We start from the raw sequence: 23,505 nt of genomic DNA on the forward strand, positions 1-23,505 counted from the left end.
ATCCGGCGATAGCCACCCATGCGCAGACCAAGGCTCCTGACGGGGCCTTTTTTTATGCCTTCAAACCATGGACGACACAGGGCCTTGAAAGCCGGCAGGGCTTGAGACAAGAGGCCAAACAGGGCGGATGAGCAGGATGGATATGCAGACCACGGCCGCGGCGGGCGAGGAGACGAAGACCGCACTGGGCATGACGATGACGGGGGCGGAAATCGTTCTCCAGGCGCTGAAGGACAATGGCGTCACGGATATTTTCGGCTATCCCGGCGGTGCCGTCCTGCCGATCTATGACGAGATCCACCAGCAGGATGCGATCAACCATATTCTGGTCCGCCATGAGCAGGGCGCCGGCCATATGGCCGAAGGCTACGCGCGCTCGACCGGCAAGGTCGGCGTCATGCTCGTCACCTCCGGCCCCGGCGCCACCAATGCCGTGACGCCGCTGCAGGACGCGCTGATGGATTCGATCCCGCTCGTCTGCCTTTCCGGCCAGGTTCCGAGCACGCTGATCGGCTCCGACGCCTTCCAGGAATGCGATACGGTCGGCATCACGCGGCCCTGCACCAAGCACAACTGGTTGGTCAAGGACGTCAACGAACTGGCCGCCACCATCCACGAGGCCTTCCGCATCGCCCAGTCCGGCCGTCCCGGCCCGGTCCTGGTCGATATTCCGAAGGATGTTCAATTCGCGACCGGTACCTATACGCCGCCCTCCGCCGTCCGGGTCCAGAAGAGCTACCAGCCGAAGGTCCAGGGCGATATCAAGCGCATCGAGGAGGCGGTCGCGCTGATGAAATCGGCCCGGCGGCCGGTCTTCTATACGGGTGGCGGCGTCGTCAATTCCGGACCGGAGGCCTCGCGGCTGCTGCGCGAGCTCGTCGCGATCACCGGCTTCCCGATCACTTCGACGCTGATGGGGCTCGGCTCCTACCCGGCTTCCGGCCCGGCCTGGCTCGGCATGCTCGGCATGCACGGCACCTACGAAGCCAATATGGCGATGCATGATTGCGACGTCATGATCTGCGTCGGCGCCCGCTTCGACGACCGTATCACCGGCCGGCTCAATGCCTTTTCGCCGAATTCGAAAAAGATCCATATCGACATCGACCCCTCCTCGATCAACAAGAATGTCCGCGTCGACATTCCGATCCTGGGCGATGTCGGGAATGTCCTCGATGACCTCGTCCGCCTGTGGCGCACCTCGGCCGACAAGCCGGATGCGGCCAAGCTCGCGCCCTGGTGGGAGGAGATCACCCGCTGGCGAGCGCGCAACTCGCTCGCCTATACGCCGAGCAACGACGTCATCATGCCGCAATATGCGCTGCAGCGTCTCTACGAGCTCACCAAGGACCGCGATACCTACATCACCACCGAGGTCGGCCAGCACCAGATGTGGGCGGCGCAGTTCTATGGCTTCGAGGAGCCCAACCGCTGGATGACCTCCGGTGGCCTCGGCACCATGGGCTATGGCTTCCCCGCGGCGATCGGCGTTCAGGTCGCTCATCCCGACAGCCTCGTCATCGACATTGCCGGCGATGCGTCGATCCAGATGTGCATCCAGGAAATGTCCTGCGCCGTTCAGTATAATCTGCCGGTCAAGATCTTCATCCTGAACAATCAATATATGGGCATGGTCCGCCAGTGGCAGCAGCTGCTGCATGGAAACCGCCTGTCGAACTCCTATACCGAGGCGATGCCGGACTTCGTCAAGCTGGCCGAGGCCTATGGCGGCGTCGGCATTCGTTGCGAAAAGCCGGGCGAGCTTGACGATGCCATCCGCCGGATGATCGACAGCCCGGCGCCGGTCATCTTCGACTGCCGCGTCGCGAATCTTGCCAACTGCTTCCCGATGATCCCGTCCGGCAAGGCGCATAATGAAATGCTCCTGCCCGACGAAGCCACCGATGAAGCCGTCGCCACCGCCATCGACGCCAAGGGCCGCCAGCTCGTTTGATTGGGCGTAATGGGCGCGGTAGACTGTCGCGCCCTATTGCCGCTGGAGGTGAGGTCATGGCGAGAACGAGGATGTCGGAAACAGGAGAACTGCGGATCCCCGCAGATATTCGCTTGTCTCTCGGGCTCACGCCCGGTCGCGAGGTTGAGATTTCGCAGGAGGATGGGCGGCTCGTCGTCGCGCCGCTTGCCTCCTCTGTATCCGAGCAAGCGCAGCGAGGAAGCCTAACGTTCGAGCAGTTTCTTGCGCAGCGACTTCGCTATGTGGGGCCGCCGATCACCGATGAGATGATCGAAGATGCTGTGCTTCAGGAAGCGGAGCGTCGATGGGATCGCGTGAGGAGGCAGTGGGTCGAGGATGCCGATGAAGACACGGTCGATTGACACCAACATCCTTCTCCGCCTGTTCGTGGTCGATCACGACGAGCAGAATGCGATCGTCGAGCGGCTGCTGGCCACCTCCCGGTTCTTCATTCTCTGGACGGTTCTTGTGGAAGCTGAATGGGCGCTGAGGAGACTGGTGAGGGCCGACAGGGAGCAAATTAACCGCTTGTTTCGCTCGCTGCTCCTGGTCGAGTCGATCGAGATCGAGCGGGCGGATACGTTCAACCGCGTCCTCGACCTTCATGAAGCAGGTATGGATTTCGCCGATGCGGCGCATCTGTGCCTGACTGACGCAAACATGACTTTCACCACCTTCGATCGCAAGCTCGTGAGCCGCTCGAAGACACTGATGCCTGAAGCCAGCGTCGAGCTGGCCGTTTGACCTGAGAGGAATTACCGTGAGCGCCCATCTTCAGCCGACCGGCTCGGCCTATTTCATCGCCAAGGAGACAGAGACCGACGAGAAGCATACGCTCTCCGTGCTGGTCGACAACGAGCCCGGCGTTTTGGCGCGCGTCATTGGGCTGTTCTCCGGCCGCGGCTACAATATCGAGAGCCTGACCGTCTCGGAAACCGAACACGAGGCGCATCTTTCGCGTATCACGGTCGTGACGCGCGGCACGCCGCATGTGCTCGAGCAGATCAAGGCGCAGGTCGAACGGCTGGTCCCGGTTCATCGGGTGGTCGATCTCACGGTGCGCGCCAACACGCTTGGCCATGAGCGGCCGATCGAGCGTGAGGTGGCACTGGTCAAGGTCAAGGGCACCGGCGACAATCGCGCCGAAATGCTTCGGCTCGCCGATGCCTTCCATGCCAAGGTGGTCGATGCCACGGTCGAGCATTTCATCTTCGAGATCACCGGCAAGTCGTCGAAGATCGACCAGTTCGTGGCGATCATGAAGCCGCTCGGGCTGATCGAAGTCTGCCGCACCGGCATTGCCGCCATGAACCGCGGCGCGCAGGGCATGTGAGGAGGGCTAACCGGCTGGGACGTCCCGGCCGGTCGACCCGGCCCGTCAAATCATCTCCAGCGGGCGCTTGGTGGTCGGCGGCGGGAAGGCCGCGTCGAGTGCTGCGTGATGGGCGGGCGTCAGTGTCAGGCTGAGCGCGGCGTGGTTCTCCTTGACGCGATCGCGCGAGCCGGTCTTCGGGATGGCGATGACGCCGGGGCGGCTCAGCACGAAGGCGAGCGCCACCTGCGCCGGCGTGGCCCCGAGTTCGTCGCCGATCGTCGCCAGCGTCGGGTGCGAGAGCAGCCGGCCTTCGTCGAGCGGCGAATAGGCCATGATCGGCAGCGACCGTTCCGCCGCAGAGGGCAGGAGGTCGTACTCGATGCCGCGGCGGGAGAGATTGTAGAGCACCTGGTCGGTCGCGACATTGCCACCGGCCGGCAGGTCCGCCAGTTCCTCCATGTCCTCGAGATCAAAATTGGAGACGCCCCAGGCGGCGATCTTCCCATCGGTCTTCAGCTGCTCGAAGGCCGCGACCGTGTCCTCCAGCGGATGGTTGCCGCGCCAGTGCAGGAGGTAGAGATCGATCTGATCCACTTTGAGCCGGCGCAGGCTGTTCTCGCAGGCGCGGATCGTCTTGTCGCGGCTGGCATTGGAGGGCAGCACCTTGCTGACAAGGAAGGCCTCGGCACGGCGCGTGGCGATCGCCTCTCCCACCACCTCTTCCGATCCGCCATTGGCATACATTTCCGCCGTATCAATCAGGCTGAGCCCGAGATCGAGGCCGAAATTCAGGCTTCGGATCTCGGCGGCGCGATCAGCGCCTGCCTCGCCCATCCGCCAAGTGCCCTGGCCAAGCGCGGGCACGGTTCGTCCATTCGGGAAGGTGACTTTCGAAGGCTGGTCGGTCATGGCGTTTCTCCTCGGTTGGCGGAGAAGATAGACGTCGATCCCGCAAAGACCAGCGATCGTACGATACCGCCGGTTCAGGTGACGGGTGGCGTGCGGCCGGAGCGGGTGGCGACGAAGCGGGCGAGCGCCGGCCCGATGGCCGTCACCAGCAGCAATCGCGCTGTCTGAAGCGCCATGACGAAGGCGATGTCGACATCGCTGTCGGCGGCGATGATGGCGATCGAATCCATGCCGCCAGGGCTGGTGGCGAGATAGGCCGTCAGCGGATCGATGCCCGCCGTCCGCGTCAGCAGATAGGCGAGACCGCCGGAGATTGCCATGAGGACCAGGATGGAGGCAACCGTCGGCAGCAGCACGCGGCGCGCATGGCTCAGGATCCTGCGGGTAAAGCCGAGGCCGATGTTCCAGCCGAGCAGCGCATAGCTGATCGCGAGCAGCCATTCCGGCAGGTGGATGGTGACGAGGCCGGAGATGCTCATCAGGCCGCCGAAGAGAAAGGGCAGCAGCAGGACGCCGGCGGGGATGCGCAGCCGCCAGCCGAGCAGGCCGGCAAAGAGCGCGATCAGCAGCGTCTGGGCGAGCGAAAGCGGCTCGATCGGCGGAAACCAGACGATCGCCGGTGCGGCGCTGTCGATCCCCACCCAGAAGCGGGCGACGAGCGCGGCGGCGCCGGCCACGAAGACCACGCGCAGATATTGCATGAAGGCGACGAGCCGGGCGTCCGCGCCATAGGCCTCCGCCATCACCATCATGGTCGTCGCCGCACCGGCCGAACAGCCCCAGATGGCGGTAGTGCCGGGCAGGATGTTGAGCCGGCTGATCAGGTAGCCGCTGAGCGTGCTCATGGTGATGACGCAGACGACGACGCCGAGGAAGAGCGGCCAGTTGCCGAGGAATGTGGTGACGATGCCGGCATTGATGGACCCGGCAATCAGCGTGCCGATCAGCGCTTGCGAGCAGAAGACGAGGAGGCGCGGCAGGCGGATGCTGCCGCCATTCAGTCCGACGATGGCACCGGCCACCATCGGCCCCATCAGGAGCGCCGCGGGAATTCCAGCCAGTTCCATCAGCCCTGCGAGGAGGATCGAGAGGGCAAGGAGTGCGGCCCATTGCAGAAGCGGCGGCCGGCGGCCGAGCCCTTGAGCGGGCGCCGACGCGCTGTGTTCGTCCTCTCCCGGGCGAAGGACGGGGTGGCCGGAAGGGGCGAGGGGGGTAAGGGTCGACATGGCGGATCCCGGTGCATCCGACGCCGCTTCGAACGGCGAGAGGCGGGGTGGGAGATGGGGCCTTAGAAGCGGAAGGTGGCGGCGAAGTCAAGGCGCCGGATCTTGCAGGGGCACGTCCGGCCGAGCGCGCTTGGCCCGGCGAGGAGTGCGGCTGTATCGGTTTTGCTTGCGCCCTCGCGGCGAATCCTGTCAGTCGGGATCATGGAATTCGCACCACAGCAGGATGAAGCGCTGAAGGCCGTCAGCCAATGGCTGAAGGACAAGTCTACGCCGCTTTTCCGGCTGTTCGGCTATGCCGGCACGGGCAAGACCACGCTCGCCCGCCATTTTGCCGAACATGTCGATGGCGAGGTGCTGTTTGCGGCCTTTACCGGCAAGGCGGCGCAAGTGCTGCGCTCCAAGGGTGCCAAGAACGCCAAGACCATCCATTCGCTGATCTATCGCCCGCGCGGCGAGGAGGAGGTCTCCGACGAGGAGACCGGCAAGACCTCGATCGCGCCGATGTTCTCCATCAACCGGCAAAGCCCCGTCGCCAAGGCGGCGCTGATCATCGTCGACGAATGTTCCATGGTCGACGAGGCGCTCGGCCGCGACCTGATGAGCTTCGGCACGCCGATCCTCGTTCTCGGCGATCCCGGTCAGCTGCCGCCCGTCTCCGGCGGCGGTTACTTCACCAATGACGAGCCCGATTATCTCCTGACCGAGATCCACCGTCAGGCGCGCGACAACCCGATCATCAAGCTCGCCATGCAGGTGCGCGAGGGCAACGAGATCATGTATGGCGACTACGGCGCTGCCCAGGTGATCCCAAAGAGCGCCGTCACCCAGAGCCTCGTGCTGGAGGCCGATCAGGTTCTGGTCGGCACCAACCGGACGCGGCGGCGCTACAATACGCGGCTGCGCGAGCTGAAGGGCTTCGCCACCGAATATCCGCAGTCCGGCGACAAGCTGGTCTGCCTGCGCAACGATCCGGCCAAGGGGCTGCTGAACGGCTCCCTCTGGCAGGTCATGACCTCGTCCAAGGAAACGGTCAAACCGGGGATCAACCTGATGATCCGCCCGGAAGACGACGACATGGATCGGGGTGCTGCCAAGATCAAGCTGCTCAAGACCGCCTTCGAGGAGGTCGAGGGCGAGATACCCTGGTCGACGCGCAAGCGCTATGACGAGTTCGACTATGGCTATGCCCTGACCGTCCACAAGGCGCAGGGCTCGCAGTGGAACAATGTGGTGCTGTTCGACGAGAGCTGGGCGTTCCGCGACACGCGCGAGCGCTGGCTCTACACCGCCATTACCCGCGCAGCGGAGACGCTGACGATCGTGCGCTGAGCCAGGCGCCGCGCTTCCACGATACGAGCGGGCCCGCCGTCTACTTGACCTCGCTCACCGCCTTTGGAAGCGCGCCGGCACTGACCGCGAAAATGATCTTTCCGTCCGGGCCGGGAATAAGGCCCTGCTGGCAGTCGCGCATCTGGCGGAAGCTCTGGCGATCGGGAGAGAGGCGGAAGACGTCGGTCAGCCGCATGCAGCGCATCAGGTTCGATTCGATGCCCTTGCGGGCCGCATAGCGGAAGATCGCTCCGTTGGCCGTCAGGCTGTTGCTGGCAAGTTGGAGCGTCTCGTAGAGAAGGTCGTTCTCGTCGGCCATTTCCTCGTCTGGAACGAAGGACGAGAGAACGACGTCGTCATTCGCCGTGCTCGTGATGGTGATCTGCAGCCCGCTCGGCTGCTGCTGGTCCGTAATTGACACCTCGAAGCTCAGTTTCTCGTTCCCGCTTGGCAGCGCGCTGTCTTCGATCGTCGGCAGCTTGGCGGAATTGATCGTGCGATATTGCGCGAAGGCGGCACCAAGCAGCGAGGAGAACTGTTGCGCCCGCTCGCTTACCGCACCATCGAGGCGGAAGCGCAGATGGGGAAGGTCGCCTGCCACCGTCTCGGCGACGTTCGAACGCAGCATTGCCGAGGTCGGCACATGCACGCTCATCGCCGTCGAGGACAGCGGCAGCAGCATCAGCAAAGGCAGGATCGAGAGCGCCGCGAAGGGCGAAGGCTTGGGGCGCTGTTTGGTTGCTGGCGAGAAGGTGGGGCCGTGATGGGCGAGCGGGTTTTCACCCATCTGCCCATTCGCTGGTTTGGACGATGTCGCCGCCGGCGAATGAAGGGGCTGTTCGAGGAGACGATGGCTCGCCTCGCTCGCTGCCATCGCTCCAGGCGATGGCGGAGGGAGAGCGGACGTCCGGTCGTCGATCGTTTGCGCCTCGGGCAGCGCCGTCGTGATGGCAGCCTTGCGCCGGAAGATCGGCGTATAGCCGCCCTTGGGGATCTCGATCTGCCAGGGATCGTCGACGCCTTCAGTTTCGTAATAGTGAGTGAGAAGCTTGCGCAACTTGCCGGCATGGACGCGCACCAGTGGGTCGCTGTCGGCGTTGAAGTTCTGGGACCGGCCGAAGACGTCGATGGCGATCGTGTAGCCCTTGAGCTGCTGGGCTTCGCCCGCCAGTTCCTTTTCCACCACATAGGTCAAAAAGGCGCGCAGCCGCTCCGAGCGCGCGAAGACATCGCTTGCCAATACCGCCTCAAGCGCAGCCTGCTTATCGCTGGCGCATGGTTCCTGGTGGCTCATTTCTCTCCCTGCGATCCCAATCCTGTGGTCCGGTTCGCCTCCGCTTCTCCAACTGTCGCGCTGCGAACAGGTTCGCGCGAGGAAGGAAAAAACGGATCGAGATGTGCTTTGTCGCGGCGTCCGCCGACCGGTCGCCTCCGACTCATATCATTAAAGCGCAAAATTCATCATTTGTCAGCGACAAGTATCCAAACATATCATTATAACCGCAAAAAAGATCGAACGATTGAATGTTAGTCGCGGACAGACGGATCGTCTGCAACTTTTGATAAGGCGCGCTCCGGCGGGCGGGGCCCTCGCCACCCAAGCTACGTAGGCTCCGGAAAACTTTTTTTCTTAGCCGTCGTTTCGGGGCAGTTGATTCTCCAGTATGGCTCGGGCCGCGTCGTCGGCCTTTGTACGGCCGTGATCTCCATGCTCCCCGAGGTGTCCGCATGCCCGCCACGCTCTCCGTCAATCTCAACGCCATCGCCATGCTGCGTAATCGCCGCGATCTTCCCTGGCCGTCGGTCACCGAGTTGGGGCGCCTGGCGCTGGAGGCGGGTGCCGGCGGCTTGACCGTGCATCCGCGGCCCGATCAACGCCATATTCGCTTTTCCGATCTTTCGCCGCTTCGCAACCTGATCGACGACCTCCACCCCGAGGCCGAATTCAATATGGAAGGCTATCCCAACGCGGAGTTCCTGGAACTGGTCAAGGCGACCGAGCCAGAGCAGGTGACGCTGGTGCCGGACGATCCGGCGCAGGCGACCTCCGATCATGGCTGGGACTTTCGCGCCAGCCACGGGCTCCTGAAGGAGGTCGTCGGCCGCCTCTCCGGACAGGGCTTCCGTGTTTCGCTCTTTGCCGACGGCGTGCCGGACCGGGAAGCGCTGGAGCTGGCACGCGACACCGGCGCCGCGCGGATCGAGCTTTATACTGGCCCCTATGGCGGCTGCTACGACGATCCGGACCGGGCCGAGCAGATCGCCGCAGCGCTGGGGGAAACCGCCCGCATCGCCGATGAAATCGGCCTTGGCGTCAATGCCGGCCACGACCTCACCGTCGACAATCTGCCCCGGCTGGTGCGCCACATTCCCGCTCTGGCCGAGGTTTCGATCGGCCATGGTCTGACCGCCGATGCGCTGATCTACGGCATGACCGAGACCGTGCGCCGCTTCCGCCGCGCCTGCGGCCAGACTGTGTGAATGGTCTCACCGGCTGCGCAGCGTGATCGCTGCGCAGCCGGTGGCGAGCGCGTCAGGCGCCGAACGCGCCCTTGTTTGCCTCAAGGAAAGCCGTCAGCGAGGTCGGCGTGCGGCCGGCAAGGCGCGAAACGTCGTCGGTCACCAGGTCGAACTGTCCCAGCCGTGCGGCGCGGTCGAAGGAAACGAGCGTCGGGATGAAGGGGCCGGGCACGCCATGCGCCGCCATGCCCTCTGCCAGCTGCTCGTCGGTGACAGGGACCACGGTCAAGGGCTTACCCGTCGCGTCCGAGACCAGCGCCGCGACCTCTCCGACCGTATAGGCGACCGGACCCGTCAGCGTGACGATCTCGTTGCCGTGCTCGTCCGAAAGCAGGGCACCGGCGGCAGCCGCGGCGAGATCGGCACGGGCGACATAGGGGATGCGTCCGTCGCCGGCCGCGCTGTACCAGTGGCCGGAGGCAAGCGCCGATGGCAGCGACATGAAGAGGTTCTCCATGTACCAGCTGTTGCGCAGGATGGTGTAGGCGAGGCCGGACTCCTTGATCGCCTCCTCGGTGCCGAGATGATCTGGCGCGAAAGAGACGGCGGAGTTCTCCGCATTGGGCAGCGAGATATAGACGAGACGCGTGACGCCGGCCGCCTTCGCCGCCGCGACCGCGCGCCGATGTTGCGCCAGCCGCTTGCCCTCTTCGCCCAGCGCATCGGTCGAGATGATCAGCGCGGTGTCGATCCCAGCGAAAGCGGGCGGCAGCGTTTCATCCCTATCGAAATCGATGGTGCGAACCGCGACGCCCTTTTCGGCGACGTCGGACAGCTTTTCCGGGCTGCGGCTCGCGGCCACGAGATCGCTGGCCGCAACTTTGCCGGAGTTCAGCAGCGCGTCCAGCACCAGGCGGCCGAACTGGCCGGAGGCGCCGGTGACGAGAATGGTGGTCATGACCTTTTCCTTCGTTCAACGAGGGGCGTGTGATGCGACGATCGAGGCATGTTCCACCCACGCTTCGACCGTCGCTTGACGCGCGAGATTGCCGTTTTCCGCATTCGGAGCTATGGTTCCGAAATGAGACCAGCATGTCATTCTGCATTCTGGTGCCTGTGTAAAGGCGGCATGTTTTCGTACGCAAGTTACCTGGAGGGAACCGCCCATGAGCAACCGGAGCAAGACGGAAGGCGTCGTCAGCCCTGCGGCAGCGGAGCGGATGATCGTCATCAACGGCTGCAGCTTCTCGGCGGAGAACTGCCCGGTGCGCGATGTGCTCGGCAATCTTGCCGGCAAGTGGAACACGCTGATCGTACAGGCGCTGGCCGAGACGCCGATGCGCTTCTCGGCGCTTCGCCGCGCCATCCCCGATATTTCCCAACGCATGCTGACCCAGACGCTGCGCGATCTCGAGCGGGACGGCTATCTCGAGCGCACGGTCTATCCGACCAAGCCGCCCAGCGTCGACTATCGGCTGACGGCGCTCGGCCAGTCCTTCAACGCCGTGCTTGAACCCCTCGTGGCCTGGTCAGCGACCAACCATGCGGCGATCCGTGGGGCGCGGGAGCGGTTTGATAGCGCCGACGCATCGGGCCTGGGCTGATGGCGAAGGCGGCTCAGGCCGCCTCGCGCAGGTGATCGGCGAGCGCCAAGTCGACGGCGGTGTCGGCGTGGATGCGCGTCGAGTCGAAGCCGGGCAGGGAGAGGTGGTCGGGGTCGAGGATCAGGCAGATTTCCGTGCAGCCGAGGATGACGGAATCAGCACCGGCCGCCTTGCCGCGGACGATGATCTCCTCGAGCGCCGTGCGCGAGAGGGGATCGATCGTGCCGGCGCAGAGTTCCGTGAAAATGATGTCGTGCACCCGGGTCCTATCCTCCGCTTCCGGGATCAGCACGTCGATCCCGCGCGTCGCCATCCGATCGGCGTAGAAGCCGTGCTCCATCGTGTAGCGGGTGGCGAGGAGGAGGGGACGCTTGCAGCCGGCCGCGTTCAAGGCCGCGGCGGTCTCGTCGATGATGTTGATCAGCGGCACCTTGATCGCCGTCTCCACCGCTTCGGCCACCAGATGCATGGTGTTGGTGCAGATCAGCACGCAGGCGGCGCCGGCGGCTTCGAGCGACCGGGCCACTTCGGACAAGCGCTCGGCCGCTTCCGGCCAGCAACCGGCTTTTTGCAGGTCGACGATCGTCTGGAAATCGACCGAGTGCAGCAGCACCTCCGCCGAATGCAGGCCACCCAGGCGGCGACGCACGCTCTCGTTGATCATGCGGTAATAGACCGCCGAGCTTTCGAAACTCATTCCGCCGATCAGACCGATCTTCTGCATGCTTGCGTCTCCTGTCCGCCGAATCTCCTGGACCTCTACTGTGCCGCCACGTCTCCGCGATCGGCAGGCGTTGATACGCTGCGGGAGCCCGATCCGCGCATAAGATTTGCACGCCGCGCCACTTTTGTGCAAAACACTGGCGTCTAGGAGAATGGAGGCGCGCGGCTCATGCTGGATGATCGGGATCGCAAGCTGCTGGCGCTTCTGCAGCAGGATGCGGATATGGCGGTGGGGGAGCTGGCGGAGCGCATTCACCTCTCGGTCTCCGCCTGCTCGCGGCGGATCATGCGGCTGGAGGAGAGCGGCTATATCCGCCGCCGCGTCGCGGTGCTTGACCGCGAGGTGATGGGCGTGCCGACCACGGTCTTCGCACTGATCCGCACCGCGCATCATGCCGAGGAGTGGATGGAGGAGTTTCGCCGCGCGATCCGCGACGTCCCCGAGATCGTCGAGGTCCACCGGCTGACCGGCACCTATGACTATATCCTGAAAATCGTGCTGCCCCGCGTCGAGCATTATGACGTCATCTACAAGGCGCTGGTCCGCCGGATCGAACTCTTCGACGTCTCCGCCTCGATCTCCATGGAAGTCATGAAGGCCGGCGAGGCCATTCCCGTCGACTACGCGCGGTAGACGGCGCCGCACTGTGATCCGGCGCAGACCCTGTACGTTCCTGCGAATGCGCTCTTGACCGCCGGGAAATGATCGGCCATAAGCAGAACCGTACCGTACGGTACTCATCAGGGCCGCTTTTTCGTGTTGTCATCGTCGTCGCCACAAGCCGATTATTCGCCGCGCCAGAATGCCGTTCTGGACAGCGCGTTGCGGCTGCTCGTGAGCGGCGGCGAGAAGGCGTTGACCACGGCGGGCGTGGCGCGGGCCGCCAATTGCTCCAAGGAAAGCCTCTACAAATGGTTCGGCGACCGCGACGGCCTGCTGGCCGCGATGATTGGCTTCCAGGCGAGCAAGGTGCGCACCGAGATCGCCGAGACCGCGCCGCTCGACCGCGCAGCCTTCGCGGCCAGGCTGACACTCTTTGCCCGTGATCTGCTCGAGGTCTTGGCGAGCGACGTGTCGCTGGCCTTGAACAGGCTGGCGATCGGCCAGGCGAGCCGCGAAGGGTCGCATCTGGGCCAGGCGCTGGAGGAAAGCGGCCGGCGACAGATCCGCCGGCGCGCCGGCGCGCTCCTGGCCCGGGCGCGCGAGGCGGGGCTGATCGCCTATGAGAATGCCGACGAGGCCTATGAGACCCTCTATGGGCTGATCGTCACCGACCTGCATCTGCGGCTGCTGCTTGGCGCCGCGGCGGCGGGCGAGAAAGACTTCGGCGAAAGGGCGGGAAGGGCGGTTGCCGCCTTCCTGGCGCTTTACGGCCGTGAGGAGAAGGCGGGCCGCTAAAGCCCGCACAACACAAGCAACACCCAAGGGAAGGATATCTTACATGCGCGTCTATTATGATCGTGATGCCGATCTCAACCTCATCAAGTCCAAGAAGGTCGCCATCATCGGCTATGGCAGCCAGGGCCGCGCCCATGCGCTGAACCTCAAGGATTCCGGCGCGACCAATGTCGCGATCGCCCTCAAGGCCGGCTCCGCCACGGCCAAGAAGGCCGAAGCCGACGGCTTCAAAGTCATGACCGTCGCCGAGGCCGCCGCCTGGGCCGACCTGATGATGATGGCCACCCCGGACGAGCTGCAGGCCGACATCTACAAGGCCGAGATCGAGGGCAACATCCGCGATGGCGCGGCGATCGCCTTCGCCCATGGCCTCAACGTCCATTTCGGCCTGATCGAGCCGAAGAAGACGGTCGATGTCGTCATGATCGCGCCGAAGGGCCCGGGCCACACGGTGCGCGGCGAATATCAGAAGGGCGGCGGCGTTCCCTGCCTGGTCGCCGTTCATCACGATGCCTCCGGCAATGCGCTGGACCTGGCGCTCTCCTACGCCTGCGGCGTCGGCGGCGGCCGTTCGGGCATCATCGAGACCAACTTCAAGGAAGAATGCGAAACCGACCTCTTCGGCGAGCAGGTCGTTCTCTGCGGCGGTCTGGTCGAGCTGATCCGCGCCGGTTTCGAAACCCTGGTCGAGGGCGGCTATGCGCCGGAAATGGCCTATTTCGAGTGCCTGCACGAGGTGAAGCTGATCGTCGACCTGATCTATGAAGGCGGCATCGCCAACATGAACTACTCGATCTCCAACACGGCCGAGTGGGGCGAATATGTCACCGGTCCGCGCATCATCACCGAAGAGACCAAGGCGGAGATGAAGCGTGTCCTGAAGGACATCCAGACCGGCAAGTTCACCTCGGACTGGATGCAGGAATACCGCTCGGGTGCTGCCCGCTTCAAGGGCATCCGCCGCGTCAACGACGCCCACCAGATCGAAGAAGTCGGCGCCAAGCTGCGCGGCATGATGCCCTGGATCGCCAAGAACCAGCTGGTCGACAAGGCCCGCAACTGATCCCTGCCGGGTTTCGATAAACCATAACGATGCGGCGCGCCGGCTCCCGGCGCGCCGTTTTGCCATCAGGTTTCGCTTGGCGCGTCTCCGAGCACGCCTTCGATCCAGGCTGCGAAGGTTGCTGCCGCCGGAGAGAGCGCCTCGAAGCGGCGGGCGACGAGATGATAGGCGCCGGCGCTCAGGCGCCGATCGGACAGCAGGACCAGGCGACCATCGCTCAGCTCTTCTGCCACGGCCTTCTCATCCAGAAGCGCCACGCCCTGACCGCGCAGTGCCGCCTGCAGAACAAGCCCGCCATCGCCGAGCACGGATCCGCGCGGCGCGGGTGGCGCGACGCCGGCCTCCGCAAACCAGAGCGCCCATTCGCTGTGATTATACTCGTGCAGCAGCCGGAACGCGGCGAGATCGCCGGGTATGGTGAGGTTGTCGTGAGCGGCCAGAAACCCGGGCGCCGCGACCGCGCGCAGGAAGACAGGGTAGAGCAGCCGGCTCTCGCAGCCTTCCCAGCGTGACTGATCGAGGCTGTAGCGCAAGGCGAGGTCGGTGCCGCCGCTGCTGCGCAGATCCGCCAGCTTCGCCTCGCTCTCGATCACGAGATCGATGTCCGGATGGCGCGCGGAAAAATCATCGATGTGCTTGATGAGCACGGCGGAGGCGAGCGCAGGTTCGGCGCTGATCCGCACCGTGCCGCTCGCCTTGCCGCGCATGATCTGGCCCAGCGCCTCGGCCATGCTGTCGAAGGCGGCGCTGGTGCAGGCGAGCAGATGGTCCCCGCCCTCGGTCAGCCGGACGGCGCGGTGATGCCGCTCGAAAAGCGGCGTGCCGAGCAGGGTCTCCAGCGTGCGTACCTGCCGGCTGATCGCGGCCTGGCTCACGCGGAGCTCCTCCCCCGCGCGGGTGAAGCTCAGGTGCCGGGCGGCGGCCTCGAAGCAGCGCAGGGCAGACAGCGGCAGGCGGGCGCGGCGCATGCATAACCTCTTGTTATCCGAAGCCGACGCTAAGCTCGTTTGAAGCGAAGCGTCAAGCAGGGGAGAATTGGCGGGACAAGGAGCCCCGCCATGCGCAAGCAGATCGTCACCCTCTTCCGCGACGTCCTCGCCCTTATCGTCTTCCAGCCTCTAGCGCGGGAGCAAACTTGCCATCGTGTGCATCGCAAAAACATTCGCGACTGCGAACAAGACTTGGAATAGAATGCCCTATACTGCACGCCACGGAGGTTTCTATTGCCAATCCTCCCATGGGGGCGCATTCTCTCTTTGTCTTGAACACAGTCAAGGAGGAGTGTGTGATGGTAGGAGTCATGCAATATTTCGCCTGGTTCGACTTCGCGATCCTATGCGCCATCGGTGGTTTAATCGTCTGCAGCCTGTTCACCGGGGAGGCGTGAAGCCGTTCGGTGACATCGCCGTATTGGCCTCGGGAACCAGAATCGAAACAGTAAAGGACCGGCGCACAGCAAAGCCGAGCGATCGATAGACGCGGATGGCCGGTTCATTGTCTGCGAGCACGTGCAGGAACGGGCGTTCGCCGTTTGCAAGGCTCTGCGCAGCGCCGGCCGCGCAGAGCAGTTTCGCCAAGCCCAGCCCGCGCGCGTCCGGATGGGTGCAGACGCCGGAGATTTCCCGATATCCCGGCAGGTGCATGCGCTGTCCGGCCATGGCGACCAGGCGCCCGTCGATCCGGATGCCGTTGAACTGGCCGAGGCGGTGCGTCTGTGCTGCGAAGGGGCCGGGCGATGTCAGATGGGCGAGGGCCAGCATCTCCGGCGCATCCTCATCGCTGAGAGCGAGGATCTCATAGGTGCTCGGCAGGGCCTCGATGTCGGTCGCGACCATCTGAAGCAGCTCGGCCGTCCAGTCGGCCCGGCAGCCGACCGGGACAGCGACCGACTGGTCATTGCCGAGGATGAGGGCGCCACGATCCATCACGAGTTGCCCAAGATCGGCCAGCGCCTCCGGCGTGTCGTCACCGAGCGCTGCGAGTGGGCCGATCTCGGCACGATAGGCACGTGCGCGCGCTGTTCCCACCGAAAAGTCGCTCTGCAAACCGGAGAGAGCTTCCCAAATTGGACGATCAAGCAGCGTCATTCCTTCTTCTCCCGAATGCGGCTCGGCGTGCAACGCATGGCGGTGGCCGATCCCTGCGACCCGGATCGGTGTCCCCGATGCCGGAGAGACCGGCTCTATCGGCCTTCGTCCCTCGTTCTCCTTCCACGAAACTTGCAGCTTCTGCTCATTTAAGCAACAGTCATATGACTGCAGTCCGTTTCTCCTTTGTCAGCCAGCGCAAGCGAAGGCCGATGTCCTTATGAGGGTCCGCCACGCGAAAATTTAGGTCAGCATTATTGACTTATTTGCCCGCTCATGGTCAGGTCAGAGAAAAGCATCGTACGAGGAAACTTCCATGCTCGATTGGGAATCGATCTTCGCCACGCGCTCGTCGCGCATGCGCGCCTCTGAAATCCGCGAACTCCTGAAGCTGCTCGATCAGCCGGACATCATCTCCTTTGCCGGTGGTATTCCCGATCCCGCTCTGTTTCCGGACCAGGAGTTCAAGCAGGCTTATGCCGATATCTTCGGCGGGCCGGCCGTGTCCGCGGCGCTGCAATATTCGGTCAGCGAAGGCTATTTGCCGCTGCGCCAATGGCTGGTCGGCGAAATGGCCAAGATCGGCGTGCCCTGCGAGGCCGAGAACATCCTGATCACCTCCGGCTCGCAGCAGGCGCTTGATTATCTCGGCAAGCTGTTCCTTTCGCCGAACGACACGGCGCTCGTCACCTGGCCGACCTATCTCGGCGCTCTCCAGGCCTTCAACGCCTATGAGCCGACCTATGACCAGCTGTCGCCCGGCGGCAATCGCACGCCTGCGGCCTATCGCGAAAGCGCGGCCAATGCCGGTGGCGCGGTCAAATTCGCCTATCTCTCGGCCGATTTTTCCAACCCGACCGGCGAGACCGTCGACCGTGCAGGGCGCGAGGCGCTGCTCGATCTCGCCGAGGAGCTGGACATCGCGGTCATCGAGGACGGCGCCTATCAATATCTCCGCTTCGATGGCGAGCCGGTCGCGCCGATCCTGGCGCTCGACATCGCCCGCAAGGGCGGCATCAACGAGACCCGCACCATCTATAGCGGCTCCTTCTCAAAGACGCTCGCACCTGGCTTGCGCGTCGGCTATGTCGTCGCCGCCGCACCGGTCATCCGCAAGCTTGTTCTGATGAAGCAGGCCGCGGATCTTCACTCCTCTACCATCAATCAGATGGCGATCTGCCATGTCGCCGAGCGCGGCTTCGATCGGCAGGTCGAGAAAGTGCGCGGGGTCTACAGCCAGCGCCGCGATGCCATGCTGGCAGCGCTCGGCCGTCACATGCCGTCTGGCGTCTCCTGGACGGAACCGGAAGGCGGCATGTTCGTCTGGATCACCCTGCCGGCCGGCATGGATGGGGCGGCGTTGCTCGCCAAGTCAATCGCCTCGGTCAAGGTCGCCTTCGTGCCCGGCCGGGCCTTCTTCGCCGATGGCTCGGGCGCCAACACGCTGCGCGTCAGCTTCTCCTGCGCCAATGAGCAGATGATCGAGGAAGGCATTTCCCGCCTCGGCCGCCTGATCGCCGGCGAACTGGTCGCCAAGGTCGCCTGAAGCGACACGACGACGATCGAGACCCTTGAACGACACGGAATACCGGTCTGGCCGCCCCGAGGGGTGGCCAGCGCGCCGTTGGCGTGCCATGCAACAGGGGATCGATTATCGGCGCGGGTTCGGCCCGGCCTCCCTGAGGAGACGGGCGATGCAGTCCTATGACGCGGCGACGCAAAAACTGATCACCGAGTTCGCCCGCAATTTTGGCGTCAGCGATGAGGCGGTGGCTGCCATGCTCGAGGCCGTACGGCGTGGTCAGGGCAGCATGGCGCAGTTCAATATCCCCGAACTCGGCGGCGGCGGTCAGTGGATGCTGGGCGGGATGACCATGGTCGGCGACATGTTCAACCATGGCCTGAAGGCAACCGTCGACCAGCTCTGCCTCGCGCTGTCACAGGCGCTGCAGAACGGGCAGATCCCCGCCCACGCCGCCGCGCACGGCACGTCCGCCTGGCCGGCCGAGCTCGGCACGCCCTCGAGCGTCGGCGGCCAGAACGACAGCGCCTATGCGGTCTTCCCCTCGACACGGCGACTGGCGATCCGCGAAGGCGGCCGCCTGACGGTGTATGATACGGGCGATCACACGATCTTTGGCGTCGGCCAGCAGCAGGGCGGCAATGCCTCCCTGACCTTCACCAGTCAATATGGCTCCTTCTCCGTGGCAGGCCTGCGCCGCGTCGATGCGCCGGAGGCGGAGAGCGGCGGGCACGGGGAACGCAGCGCCGCGACGGTCGGCTCACAGGGTCACGGCTCCTTTCAGGACCAGTATCAAGGCGCCGCACCCTTTTCCGGTCAGAGCCAGTCGCAAAGCCAGGGCGCAGGGCCATTTGGATTTGCTCGCGATCAGAGCGCGGCGCGGCCGAGCTGGTCGGAGCCCACTGCAAAGCAGGCTCCGGACACTGCGGATGAGCCGACACATTCACCCGAGCCGACGACCTCTCCGATCGAGCCGCCACCCGTTGCCGCGACGCAGCCAACGGCACCAGGAGCTGCACCATCCGTGGATGGCCTGCAGATCATTACGCTGATCGAGAAGCTGGCGGCGCTTCGCCAGGCGGGTGTGCTGACGGATGAGGAGTTTTCCGCCAAGAAGGCGGAACTGCTCGCGCGGCTTTGACAGACCCCGTTTCTCCGTGTCTTGGACGTTCCCAGGCTGTGCGTTGTCCACCGCTGCTTTGAGGCGCTGGGCAGAACGGCACCTTTGCCAGGCATGAGCCGTCATGGGTACGTTGCAGGCGCAAGCAGACATCCGACGAGGGTCAAGATTTCGGCCGTGGAGACATGACGGAATAGATGTCCTCGAAGGGTGGCGGCCCAATCACCCTGGATCCGCCCCTTCTTGCAGCATCTTCGATCGCGGCGAGATCGCCTGCGTCGGCCGAACCGATCAGCCTGAATGTCTCTTCCGAATGACCGGGGGAGAAGATCACCAGCATCCGAAGCATTGCGTCATAGGGATTGCTCCAAGCATGGGGCGTGCCTCTCTGCACGGTCGCAGATTGGCCGGCCGAGAGCGTCAGGAACTCGGCGCCGTTCATGAGGCGAACTCTCCCTTCGATGACGACGAAATGCTCTTCCTCCCGGCTGTGGATATGAACGGGCACGCCATTGCGAGGCTCAGCCGTCAGCTCGATGGCCGTGTAGCGGCCCTCCGTATCCTGAACCGAGGCGCGAATGGCGAAATTCTCTCCGGGCGTGACTTCCCGCCACTGGTTGAGATAGGCGCTGCTCTCAGACTGAGCGTCGGCTGGATGATTCATCTGATGACCCTTGGTTCGTGTGTCTTGTGCAATCACAAGCGTCATCTCGACGATCTGCATGAGCTGGTCATTGCAGAGCGGCATGTGCAGGTTTCGATCGTCATGGAAGCGCAACGCGAAGCGCGCGGCAGTCACACGATCTGCCGTTCTTGGGTTTGCGCTGATGGTGATGCGGGCTGCCATCAGGCAACCCGCTCAAGAACCTCTCGGGTAGCCGCCTCAAGCCTGCTTGTCGAGAAACGGCGCGATCAGCGAGAGGTCGGCCTCCCCCAGGCGACCGGATGCGGTCTGCATCTGGTGCCAATAGGGATAGAGGAGGGGCGGGGTGCTGACCGCATCGAGCCGCGCGCGCTCTTCCGCCGTCAAGGCCAGATCGGCTGCGGCGAGATTGTCGCGGAACTGCGCTTCGGTGCGCCCGCCGATGATGACGGAGGTGACCGTCTTTCGGCCGATCAGCCAGGCGAGCGCCACCTGAGCGGCCGAGACGCCGCGGCTCTCGGCGATCCCGACCAGCACATCGACGATGCGCCACAGACGGTCGACGTCGCGGATCGGCGGCTCGGTCCAGCCGGCGGCTTGACGGCTGCCCTCCGGCGTATGGTCGCGCCGGTGCTTGCCGGAAAGCAGGCCGCCGGCAATCGGGCTCCAGACGAGCACGCCCAGCCCTTGGTCGATCGAGATCGGCAGCAGCTCATATTCGGCGTCGCGGGCTTCGAGCGTGTAATGGATCTGCTGGCTGACGAAGCGCTGCCGATGCTCCCGCTCGGCGATGCCGAGCGCCTTCATGATGTGCCACCCGGAGAAATTGGAGCAGCCGACATAGCGCACCTTGCCCTGGCGGATCAGCGTATCGAGCGCCTCCATGGTTTCCTCGAGCGGCGTCACCCCATCCCATTGATGCACCTGGTAGAGATCGATCACATCGGTGCGCAGCCGCTTCAAGCTCGCCTCGCATTCGCGGATCAGATGGTAGCGGCTCAAGCCCTCATTGTTCGGTCCATCGCCCATCGGAAAGCGCACCTTGGTGGCGATCAGCACGTCGTTCTTGCGTTTGCCGCCAAGCACCTCGCCGATAATCTCCTCCGACGCACCGTCCGAATAGGCGTTCGCCGTGTCGATCAGGTTGACGCCGGCATCCAGACAGAGGTCGATCAGCCTTTCGGCCTCGCTGACACCCTGGCTGCCGACCATCGAGGCCCAGCCTTTTCCGCCGACGGTCATCGTACCCATGGTGATGGTGGAGACTTTCAGGCCGGAGCGGCCGAGAACGCGGTATTCCATGTCTGTGCCTCGCTTCCTTAAGGGATGTCGTTGGTGCCGAACCTAGCGCATAGGGGCGCGCTTCCCATGGCTGCTTCCCAGAATTCGCCACATGCGAGCTCCGCGCCGGTTGCAACCTCGACCAGCGGAGGGGTTGCGGCGCGCCGCGCGGGTTGGCAAGGTCGCGCTTCCACTTCCCCGATCAGGAGACAAGCCGTGGCCCGACCCTATGCCATCTACGACGTGTTCACCGACGAGAAGCTCGCCGGCAATCCGCTGGCTGTGGTCTTCGAGGCTGATGGGCTGGACACGGCGCGGATGCAGGCGATCGCCGGCGAATTCAATTTGTCGGAAACGGTGTTCGTCTGCCGCCCGGACCATCCGACGGCTGCCGCCCGGCTGCGCATCTTCACGCCCGCGAGCGAGCTGCCCTTTGCGGGCCATCCGACCGTCGGCGCGGCCGTGGCGCTGGCCGAGGCGGCGCAGGCCGGCGAGGAGGTCGATCGTGATCTCGTCCATGTGCTCGAAGAAAATGTCGGCCCGGTGCGCTGCGCCGTGCGGCTGCGGCCGGGGCAGGCGACCTTTGCCGAGTTCGACCTGCCGCGCAAATCGCAGCGGCTGGCCGCCGAGCTTAGTTCGGCAGCCTTGGCCGATGCCCTGAGCCTGCCGGTGAGCGCCATCGGCTTCGAGAATCACCAGCCAGCGCTTTGGAGCGCCGGCGTGCCCTTCATCGCCGTGCCGATCCGCGATCTGGCTTCGATCGGCGCGATCGAGTTCGATCCCGCCCGCTGGGAGCAGCTGGCGCCGATGGCCGATGGACGCCTGGCTTCCGCCTATCTCTACTGCCGCGGCGGCGTGCACCATGCCGCCCGCTTCCATAGCCGCATGTTCGCGCCTGCCATGGGCCTCGGCGAAGATCCGGCAACCGGCGCAGCACTCGCCGCCTTCTCCGGCGCGATCCATGGCTTCGACCAGCCGATCGACGGGCACCACACCTTTCTCGTCGAACAGGGGATCGAAATGGGCCGCCCGTCTTACCTGCATCTCCATCTCGATATTGCCGGCGGCGAAATCGCCGCGGCCCGCATCGGCGGCCAGGCCATCCAGATCGCCTCCGGCACCCTGCTTCTCTAGCCGATCCACAGGCTTGCGCGGGCGCACCAAAAAAATGCTGCAAGAGCGCTTGCCATGTCCGCCGAAGGCCTTTATACGCCCCTCCAGACCGCAGCGCCGCCGCGGTCTCGGATGGGTGATTAGCTCAGTTGGTAGAGCAGCTGACTCTTAATCAGCGGGTCGTAGGTTCGAACCCTACATCACCCACCAAATATCTTCCTGTAATCTTTAGGTTATTTCGCCAATTACGGGATTTCCCCGTGATTGCGGTTTCCAGCATTTTGGAAACGGTTTCCAATTCACGTTCCGTTCCTGTTCCGAAATGCCGCCGGCTCGATCTCGCTCCACCGAGCCTCCATGAGCTTCATGGCATCCTTCGCCAAGCTCCTCAGAGCGACCTCCCTCCCGTAATGCTGGACCATCTGCGGCGACATGTTGCAGATCGCCCCGACCTGGTTCTCCGTGCATCCGACCTCGAGAAGGTTGATGACCGCGTTCTTCCGCAGCCCGTGGAAGACGATGCGCTCTTTCCGGAACCGGGCGAACTCCTCCCGCCTCATCAACTTCTGCCACTCGGTGCGAAACCCGTCGGCGCTGGTGTATGACGCAGCGCGGGCGCCGGCGTGCAGCATCACGCTGTCCGATGCGGGGATTCGGTCGATCCACTTCCGATAGGCCGAGTGGATGGGGATCCACACCGACTTCCCGGTCTTCTGCGCGCGCACCGCGATCGTGTTCTCGCCCTGCTTCGGCTTGAGCATCGCCAGGACGTCCCCCTGTCGCTGGCCAGTGAAGAAGGCAGACATGCAGATCATCTGCATATGGAATGGGCCGTGCTGGAAGAGCGTCTCGAAAGCCCAGTTCGGCCATGGCACCCAAGGCTCGCCGCCCGGTATCTTTTCCGTATGCTCGACCGGGTTACTGCTGGAGAAGCCGCGTGGGATGCCCCAAGCCATCAGGCGGGACAGAAAGGCGCGCAGCTGGTTCGCCTTCGCCGGGGTGGCGCCGAACTCGTCAATGATCTCCTGCGCGTCCACTGTGGTGAGCTGCGCCGGCAGGTCGAGGCCGATATACTCAACGATGATGTCGCCGGATGCCTTGTAGCCGCGGCGGGTGGAAGGCGACAGGGCTGTCCAGAACGGGTTGCTCTCGCTTTGAAACGCCTCGACCAGCGCTTTGAAGTCCTTCACGCCGTCTCGGCTGCGCCTGACATAGGCGGCCATCCCGGCTTCTGCCTCGGGCCAGAACTGCTTGTCTCGAAGATCCGGAAGCCGCTTCCCGCCAATCAGGAAGCCTTTCTCGTCACGCTCCATCGCCTCGCAGAGCGCAAGTCGGGTCAGGAAGTCGCGGTCGAGTGGCTCGGGCAGCGCGATCGATGGCCAAGCCTCCTTGGTGTTCCGAAACCGGGTATAGAACGTGTAGACGGTCTCGCCGCCCTTCCGCTTCTTCGTCACCCGGTGAACGTGCTTAGGAAGCGACACCGTTCCGCTTCTCCCTGATCGCTTCACGGAATCGGGCCCCTATGCCTGAGGAAGTTTCACCGGCGCCGATGTTCATGGCGCGGTCCAGATCGTCACGATACCAGAACCGTCGCCGGCTCGTGTCAACCACGCGCGGGAGAGGGTAGGTGCTGCCGACACGCTCAAGGAAGTCCTCGACATGCTTCTCGCCGCAGTAGCCGGCCGCTAATTCGGCGGTCATTCGCGGCGGCCAGCTGCCGGCGGGGATGGAGGAAG

General features: G+C 64.3%; 25 protein-coding genes and 1 tRNA gene. 15 read left to right on the top strand and 11 right to left on the bottom strand.

Features of this window, described 5'->3' with window-relative positions; genetic code table 11:
- Window positions 1-142 precede the first annotated feature (142 nt).
- From ACLE20_RS13030 to ilvN, 4 genes are read left to right on the top strand one after another with little or no spacing between them, the layout of a single operon-like run.
- Window positions 143-1,954, top strand: coding sequence for an acetolactate synthase 3 large subunit (locus ACLE20_RS13030; protein ID WP_410940835.1), 1,812 nt, complete (start codon window positions 143-145; stop codon window positions 1,952-1,954).
- A 56-nt stretch (window positions 1,955-2,010) separates the two neighbouring features.
- Entirely contained in the window at window positions 2,011-2,337 is a 327-nt protein-coding gene (locus tag ACLE20_RS13035; protein WP_410940723.1) for an AbrB/MazE/SpoVT family DNA-binding domain-containing protein, read from the top strand.
- Complete coding sequence (locus ACLE20_RS13040) at window positions 2,312-2,719, top strand: type II toxin-antitoxin system VapC family toxin (RefSeq protein ID WP_410940724.1); 408 nt, start codon at window positions 2,312-2,314, stop codon at window positions 2,717-2,719. Before ACLE20_RS13035 ends, ACLE20_RS13040 begins: the two co-directional genes overlap by 26 nt.
- Window positions 2,720-2,735: 16 nt before the next feature.
- On the top strand, window positions 2,736-3,308 hold the full coding sequence (gene ilvN, locus ACLE20_RS13045) for an acetolactate synthase small subunit (protein ID WP_410940725.1): 573 nt from the start codon (window positions 2,736-2,738) through the stop codon (window positions 3,306-3,308).
- A gap of 45 nt (window positions 3,309-3,353) precedes the next feature.
- On the opposite strand, the gene ACLE20_RS13050 is transcribed toward ilvN, so the two are convergent.
- Window positions 3,354-4,199 (bottom strand): aldo/keto reductase, encoded by an 846-nt coding sequence (locus tag ACLE20_RS13050; protein ID WP_410940726.1) that lies wholly within the window; start codon window positions 4,197-4,199, stop codon window positions 3,354-3,356.
- 74 nt (window positions 4,200-4,273) lie between these two features.
- Complete coding sequence (locus ACLE20_RS13055) at window positions 4,274-5,425, bottom strand: AbrB family transcriptional regulator (RefSeq protein WP_410940727.1); 1,152 nt, start codon at window positions 5,423-5,425, stop codon at window positions 4,274-4,276.
- 201 nt (window positions 5,426-5,626) lie between these two features.
- Between ACLE20_RS13055 and ACLE20_RS13060 the strand changes: the two genes are divergently transcribed.
- Window positions 5,627-6,754 carry an ATP-dependent RecD-like DNA helicase gene (locus ACLE20_RS13060; protein WP_410940728.1) on the top strand — a complete coding sequence of 376 codons (1,128 nt, stop codon included), beginning with the start codon at window positions 5,627-5,629 and terminating at the stop codon, window positions 6,752-6,754.
- A 40-nt stretch (window positions 6,755-6,794) separates the two neighbouring features.
- On the opposite strand, the gene ACLE20_RS13065 is transcribed toward ACLE20_RS13060, so the two are convergent.
- Complete coding sequence (locus tag ACLE20_RS13065; RefSeq protein WP_410940729.1) at window positions 6,795-8,048, bottom strand: hypothetical protein; 1,254 nt, start codon at window positions 8,046-8,048, stop codon at window positions 6,795-6,797.
- A gap of 434 nt (window positions 8,049-8,482) precedes the next feature.
- Here ACLE20_RS13065 and ACLE20_RS13070 point away from each other — a divergent pair, with 434 nt between their 5' ends.
- Complete coding sequence (locus tag ACLE20_RS13070) at window positions 8,483-9,235, top strand: pyridoxine 5'-phosphate synthase (protein ID WP_410940730.1); 753 nt, start codon at window positions 8,483-8,485, stop codon at window positions 9,233-9,235.
- 52 nt (window positions 9,236-9,287) lie between these two features.
- On the opposite strand, the gene ACLE20_RS13075 is transcribed toward ACLE20_RS13070, so the two are convergent.
- A complete protein-coding gene (locus ACLE20_RS13075) occupies window positions 9,288-10,172 on the bottom strand; it encodes an SDR family oxidoreductase (RefSeq protein ID WP_410940731.1) in 885 nt (294 codons plus the stop codon).
- Window positions 10,173-10,380: 208 nt separating this feature from the next.
- On the opposite strand from ACLE20_RS13075, the gene ACLE20_RS13080 reads away from it, so the two are divergent.
- Complete coding sequence (locus tag ACLE20_RS13080) at window positions 10,381-10,818, top strand: winged helix-turn-helix transcriptional regulator (protein ID WP_410940732.1); 438 nt, start codon at window positions 10,381-10,383, stop codon at window positions 10,816-10,818.
- A gap of 13 nt (window positions 10,819-10,831) precedes the next feature.
- Here the strand turns inward: ACLE20_RS13080 and ACLE20_RS13085 are convergent, their stop codons facing one another.
- Window positions 10,832-11,542 (bottom strand): aspartate/glutamate racemase family protein, encoded by a 711-nt coding sequence (locus tag ACLE20_RS13085; protein WP_410940733.1) that lies wholly within the window; start codon window positions 11,540-11,542, stop codon window positions 10,832-10,834.
- Window positions 11,543-11,710: 168 nt separating this feature from the next.
- Between ACLE20_RS13085 and ACLE20_RS13090 the strand changes: the two genes are divergently transcribed.
- The 3 genes from ACLE20_RS13090 (at window position 11,711) to ilvC (ending at window position 14,003) form a co-directional block, all read left to right on the top strand.
- The gene (locus tag ACLE20_RS13090; RefSeq protein ID WP_410940734.1) at window positions 11,711-12,175 is read left to right on the top strand and encodes an Lrp/AsnC family transcriptional regulator; all 465 of its coding nucleotides are present in this window, start codon (window positions 11,711-11,713) and stop codon (window positions 12,173-12,175) included.
- 123 nt (window positions 12,176-12,298) lie between these two features.
- Entirely contained in the window at window positions 12,299-12,940 is a 642-nt protein-coding gene (locus ACLE20_RS13095) for a TetR/AcrR family transcriptional regulator (RefSeq protein ID WP_410940735.1), read from the top strand.
- A 43-nt stretch (window positions 12,941-12,983) separates the two neighbouring features.
- Window positions 12,984-14,003, top strand: a complete 1,020-nt coding sequence (ilvC, locus tag ACLE20_RS13100) for a ketol-acid reductoisomerase (RefSeq protein WP_410940736.1) — start codon at window positions 12,984-12,986, stop codon at window positions 14,001-14,003.
- 65 nt (window positions 14,004-14,068) lie between these two features.
- Here ilvC and ACLE20_RS13105 read toward each other — a convergent pair whose 3' ends face one another.
- Window positions 14,069-14,971 (bottom strand): LysR substrate-binding domain-containing protein, encoded by a 903-nt coding sequence (locus ACLE20_RS13105; protein WP_410940737.1) that lies wholly within the window; start codon window positions 14,969-14,971, stop codon window positions 14,069-14,071.
- A gap of 90 nt (window positions 14,972-15,061) precedes the next feature.
- Between ACLE20_RS13105 and ACLE20_RS13110 the strand changes: the two genes are divergently transcribed.
- On the top strand, window positions 15,062-15,193 hold the full coding sequence (locus ACLE20_RS13110; protein ID WP_410940738.1) for a hypothetical protein: 132 nt from the start codon (window positions 15,062-15,064) through the stop codon (window positions 15,191-15,193).
- Between the two features lie 180 nt (window positions 15,194-15,373).
- On the opposite strand, the gene ACLE20_RS13115 is transcribed toward ACLE20_RS13110, so the two are convergent.
- On the bottom strand, window positions 15,374-16,090 hold the full coding sequence (locus tag ACLE20_RS13115; RefSeq protein WP_410940739.1) for a GNAT family N-acetyltransferase: 717 nt from the start codon (window positions 16,088-16,090) through the stop codon (window positions 15,374-15,376).
- 316 nt (window positions 16,091-16,406) lie between these two features.
- On the opposite strand from ACLE20_RS13115, the gene ACLE20_RS13120 reads away from it, so the two are divergent.
- Together ACLE20_RS13120 and ACLE20_RS13125 are read left to right on the top strand one after the other, a co-directional pair.
- The gene (locus ACLE20_RS13120) at window positions 16,407-17,636 is read left to right on the top strand and encodes a PLP-dependent aminotransferase family protein (protein WP_410940740.1); all 1,230 of its coding nucleotides are present in this window, start codon (window positions 16,407-16,409) and stop codon (window positions 17,634-17,636) included.
- Between the two features lie 148 nt (window positions 17,637-17,784).
- Window positions 17,785-18,753, top strand: coding sequence for an SHOCT domain-containing protein (locus ACLE20_RS13125; RefSeq protein WP_410940741.1), 969 nt, complete (start codon window positions 17,785-17,787; stop codon window positions 18,751-18,753).
- A 142-nt stretch (window positions 18,754-18,895) separates the two neighbouring features.
- Here the strand turns inward: ACLE20_RS13125 and ACLE20_RS13130 are convergent, their stop codons facing one another.
- Both ACLE20_RS13130 and ACLE20_RS13135 read right to left on the bottom strand, forming a co-directional pair.
- The gene (locus ACLE20_RS13130; protein WP_410940742.1) at window positions 18,896-19,396 is read right to left on the bottom strand and encodes a cupin domain-containing protein; all 501 of its coding nucleotides are present in this window, start codon (window positions 19,394-19,396) and stop codon (window positions 18,896-18,898) included.
- A 219-nt stretch (window positions 19,397-19,615) separates the two neighbouring features.
- A complete protein-coding gene (locus ACLE20_RS13135; RefSeq protein WP_410940743.1) occupies window positions 19,616-20,677 on the bottom strand; it encodes an aldo/keto reductase in 1,062 nt (353 codons plus the stop codon).
- A 195-nt stretch (window positions 20,678-20,872) separates the two neighbouring features.
- Between ACLE20_RS13135 and ACLE20_RS13140 the strand changes: the two genes are divergently transcribed.
- Window positions 20,873-21,790, top strand: a complete 918-nt coding sequence (locus ACLE20_RS13140) for a PhzF family phenazine biosynthesis protein (protein ID WP_410940744.1) — start codon at window positions 20,873-20,875, stop codon at window positions 21,788-21,790.
- A 113-nt stretch (window positions 21,791-21,903) separates the two neighbouring features.
- Window positions 21,904-21,979, top strand: a tRNA-Lys gene (locus ACLE20_RS13145).
- A gap of 89 nt (window positions 21,980-22,068) precedes the next feature.
- Here ACLE20_RS13145 and ACLE20_RS13150 read toward each other — a convergent pair.
- Window positions 22,069-23,250, bottom strand: coding sequence for a hypothetical protein (locus tag ACLE20_RS13150; protein WP_410940745.1), 1,182 nt, complete (start codon window positions 23,248-23,250; stop codon window positions 22,069-22,071).
- Window positions 23,237-23,470: a hypothetical protein gene (locus ACLE20_RS13155; RefSeq protein WP_410940746.1), complete on the bottom strand. Its 234-nt coding sequence runs from the start codon at window positions 23,468-23,470 to the stop codon at window positions 23,237-23,239. Before ACLE20_RS13155 ends, ACLE20_RS13150 begins: the two co-directional genes overlap by 14 nt.
- Between the last annotated feature and the right edge of the window lie 35 nt (window positions 23,471-23,505).

The sequence above is a fragment of the Rhizobium sp. YIM 134829 genome, assembly GCF_046546455.1.

Excerpts from the sequence above, each read along its gene's own strand:
- ACLE20_RS13105 (WP_410940737.1), bottom strand. The coding sequence starts at position 14,971 with ATGCGCCGCGCCCGCCTGCCGCTGTCTGCCCTGCGCTGCTTCGAGGCC.
- ACLE20_RS13040 (WP_410940724.1), top strand. The coding sequence starts at position 2,312 with ATGCCGATGAAGACACGGTCGATTGACACCAACATCCTTCTCCGCCTG.
- ACLE20_RS13090 (WP_410940734.1), top strand. The coding sequence starts at position 11,711 with ATGCTGGATGATCGGGATCGCAAGCTGCTGGCGCTTCTGCAGCAGGAT.
- ACLE20_RS13060 (WP_410940728.1), top strand. The coding sequence starts at position 5,627 with ATGGAATTCGCACCACAGCAGGATGAAGCGCTGAAGGCCGTCAGCCAA.
- ACLE20_RS13050 (WP_410940726.1), bottom strand. The coding sequence starts at position 4,199 with ATGACCGACCAGCCTTCGAAAGTCACCTTCCCGAATGGACGAACCGTG.
- ACLE20_RS13030 (WP_410940835.1), top strand. The coding sequence starts at position 143 with ATGCAGACCACGGCCGCGGCGGGCGAGGAGACGAAGACCGCACTGGGC.
- ACLE20_RS13065 (WP_410940729.1), bottom strand. The coding sequence starts at position 8,048 with ATGAGCCACCAGGAACCATGCGCCAGCGATAAGCAGGCTGCGCTTGAG.
- ACLE20_RS13130 (WP_410940742.1), bottom strand. The coding sequence starts at position 19,396 with ATGAATCATCCAGCCGACGCTCAGTCTGAGAGCAGCGCCTATCTCAAC.
- ACLE20_RS13125 (WP_410940741.1), top strand. The coding sequence starts at position 17,785 with ATGCAGTCCTATGACGCGGCGACGCAAAAACTGATCACCGAGTTCGCC.
- ACLE20_RS13135 (WP_410940743.1), bottom strand. The coding sequence starts at position 20,677 with ATGGAATACCGCGTTCTCGGCCGCTCCGGCCTGAAAGTCTCCACCATC.
- ACLE20_RS13035 (WP_410940723.1), top strand. The coding sequence starts at position 2,011 with ATGGCGAGAACGAGGATGTCGGAAACAGGAGAACTGCGGATCCCCGCA.
- ACLE20_RS13120 (WP_410940740.1), top strand. The coding sequence starts at position 16,407 with ATGCTCGATTGGGAATCGATCTTCGCCACGCGCTCGTCGCGCATGCGC.
- ACLE20_RS13075 (WP_410940731.1), bottom strand. The coding sequence starts at position 10,172 with ATGACCACCATTCTCGTCACCGGCGCCTCCGGCCAGTTCGGCCGCCTG.
- ACLE20_RS13115 (WP_410940739.1), bottom strand. The coding sequence starts at position 16,090 with ATGACGCTGCTTGATCGTCCAATTTGGGAAGCTCTCTCCGGTTTGCAG.
- ACLE20_RS13055 (WP_410940727.1), bottom strand. The coding sequence starts at position 5,425 with ATGTCGACCCTTACCCCCCTCGCCCCTTCCGGCCACCCCGTCCTTCGC.
- ACLE20_RS13110 (WP_410940738.1), top strand. The coding sequence starts at position 15,062 with ATGCGCAAGCAGATCGTCACCCTCTTCCGCGACGTCCTCGCCCTTATC.
- ACLE20_RS13085 (WP_410940733.1), bottom strand. The coding sequence starts at position 11,542 with ATGCAGAAGATCGGTCTGATCGGCGGAATGAGTTTCGAAAGCTCGGCG.
- ACLE20_RS13070 (WP_410940730.1), top strand. The coding sequence starts at position 8,483 with ATGCCCGCCACGCTCTCCGTCAATCTCAACGCCATCGCCATGCTGCGT.
- ACLE20_RS13080 (WP_410940732.1), top strand. The coding sequence starts at position 10,381 with ATGAGCAACCGGAGCAAGACGGAAGGCGTCGTCAGCCCTGCGGCAGCG.
- ilvC (WP_410940736.1), top strand. The coding sequence starts at position 12,984 with ATGCGCGTCTATTATGATCGTGATGCCGATCTCAACCTCATCAAGTCC.
- ACLE20_RS13155 (WP_410940746.1), bottom strand. The coding sequence starts at position 23,470 with ATGACCGCCGAATTAGCGGCCGGCTACTGCGGCGAGAAGCATGTCGAG.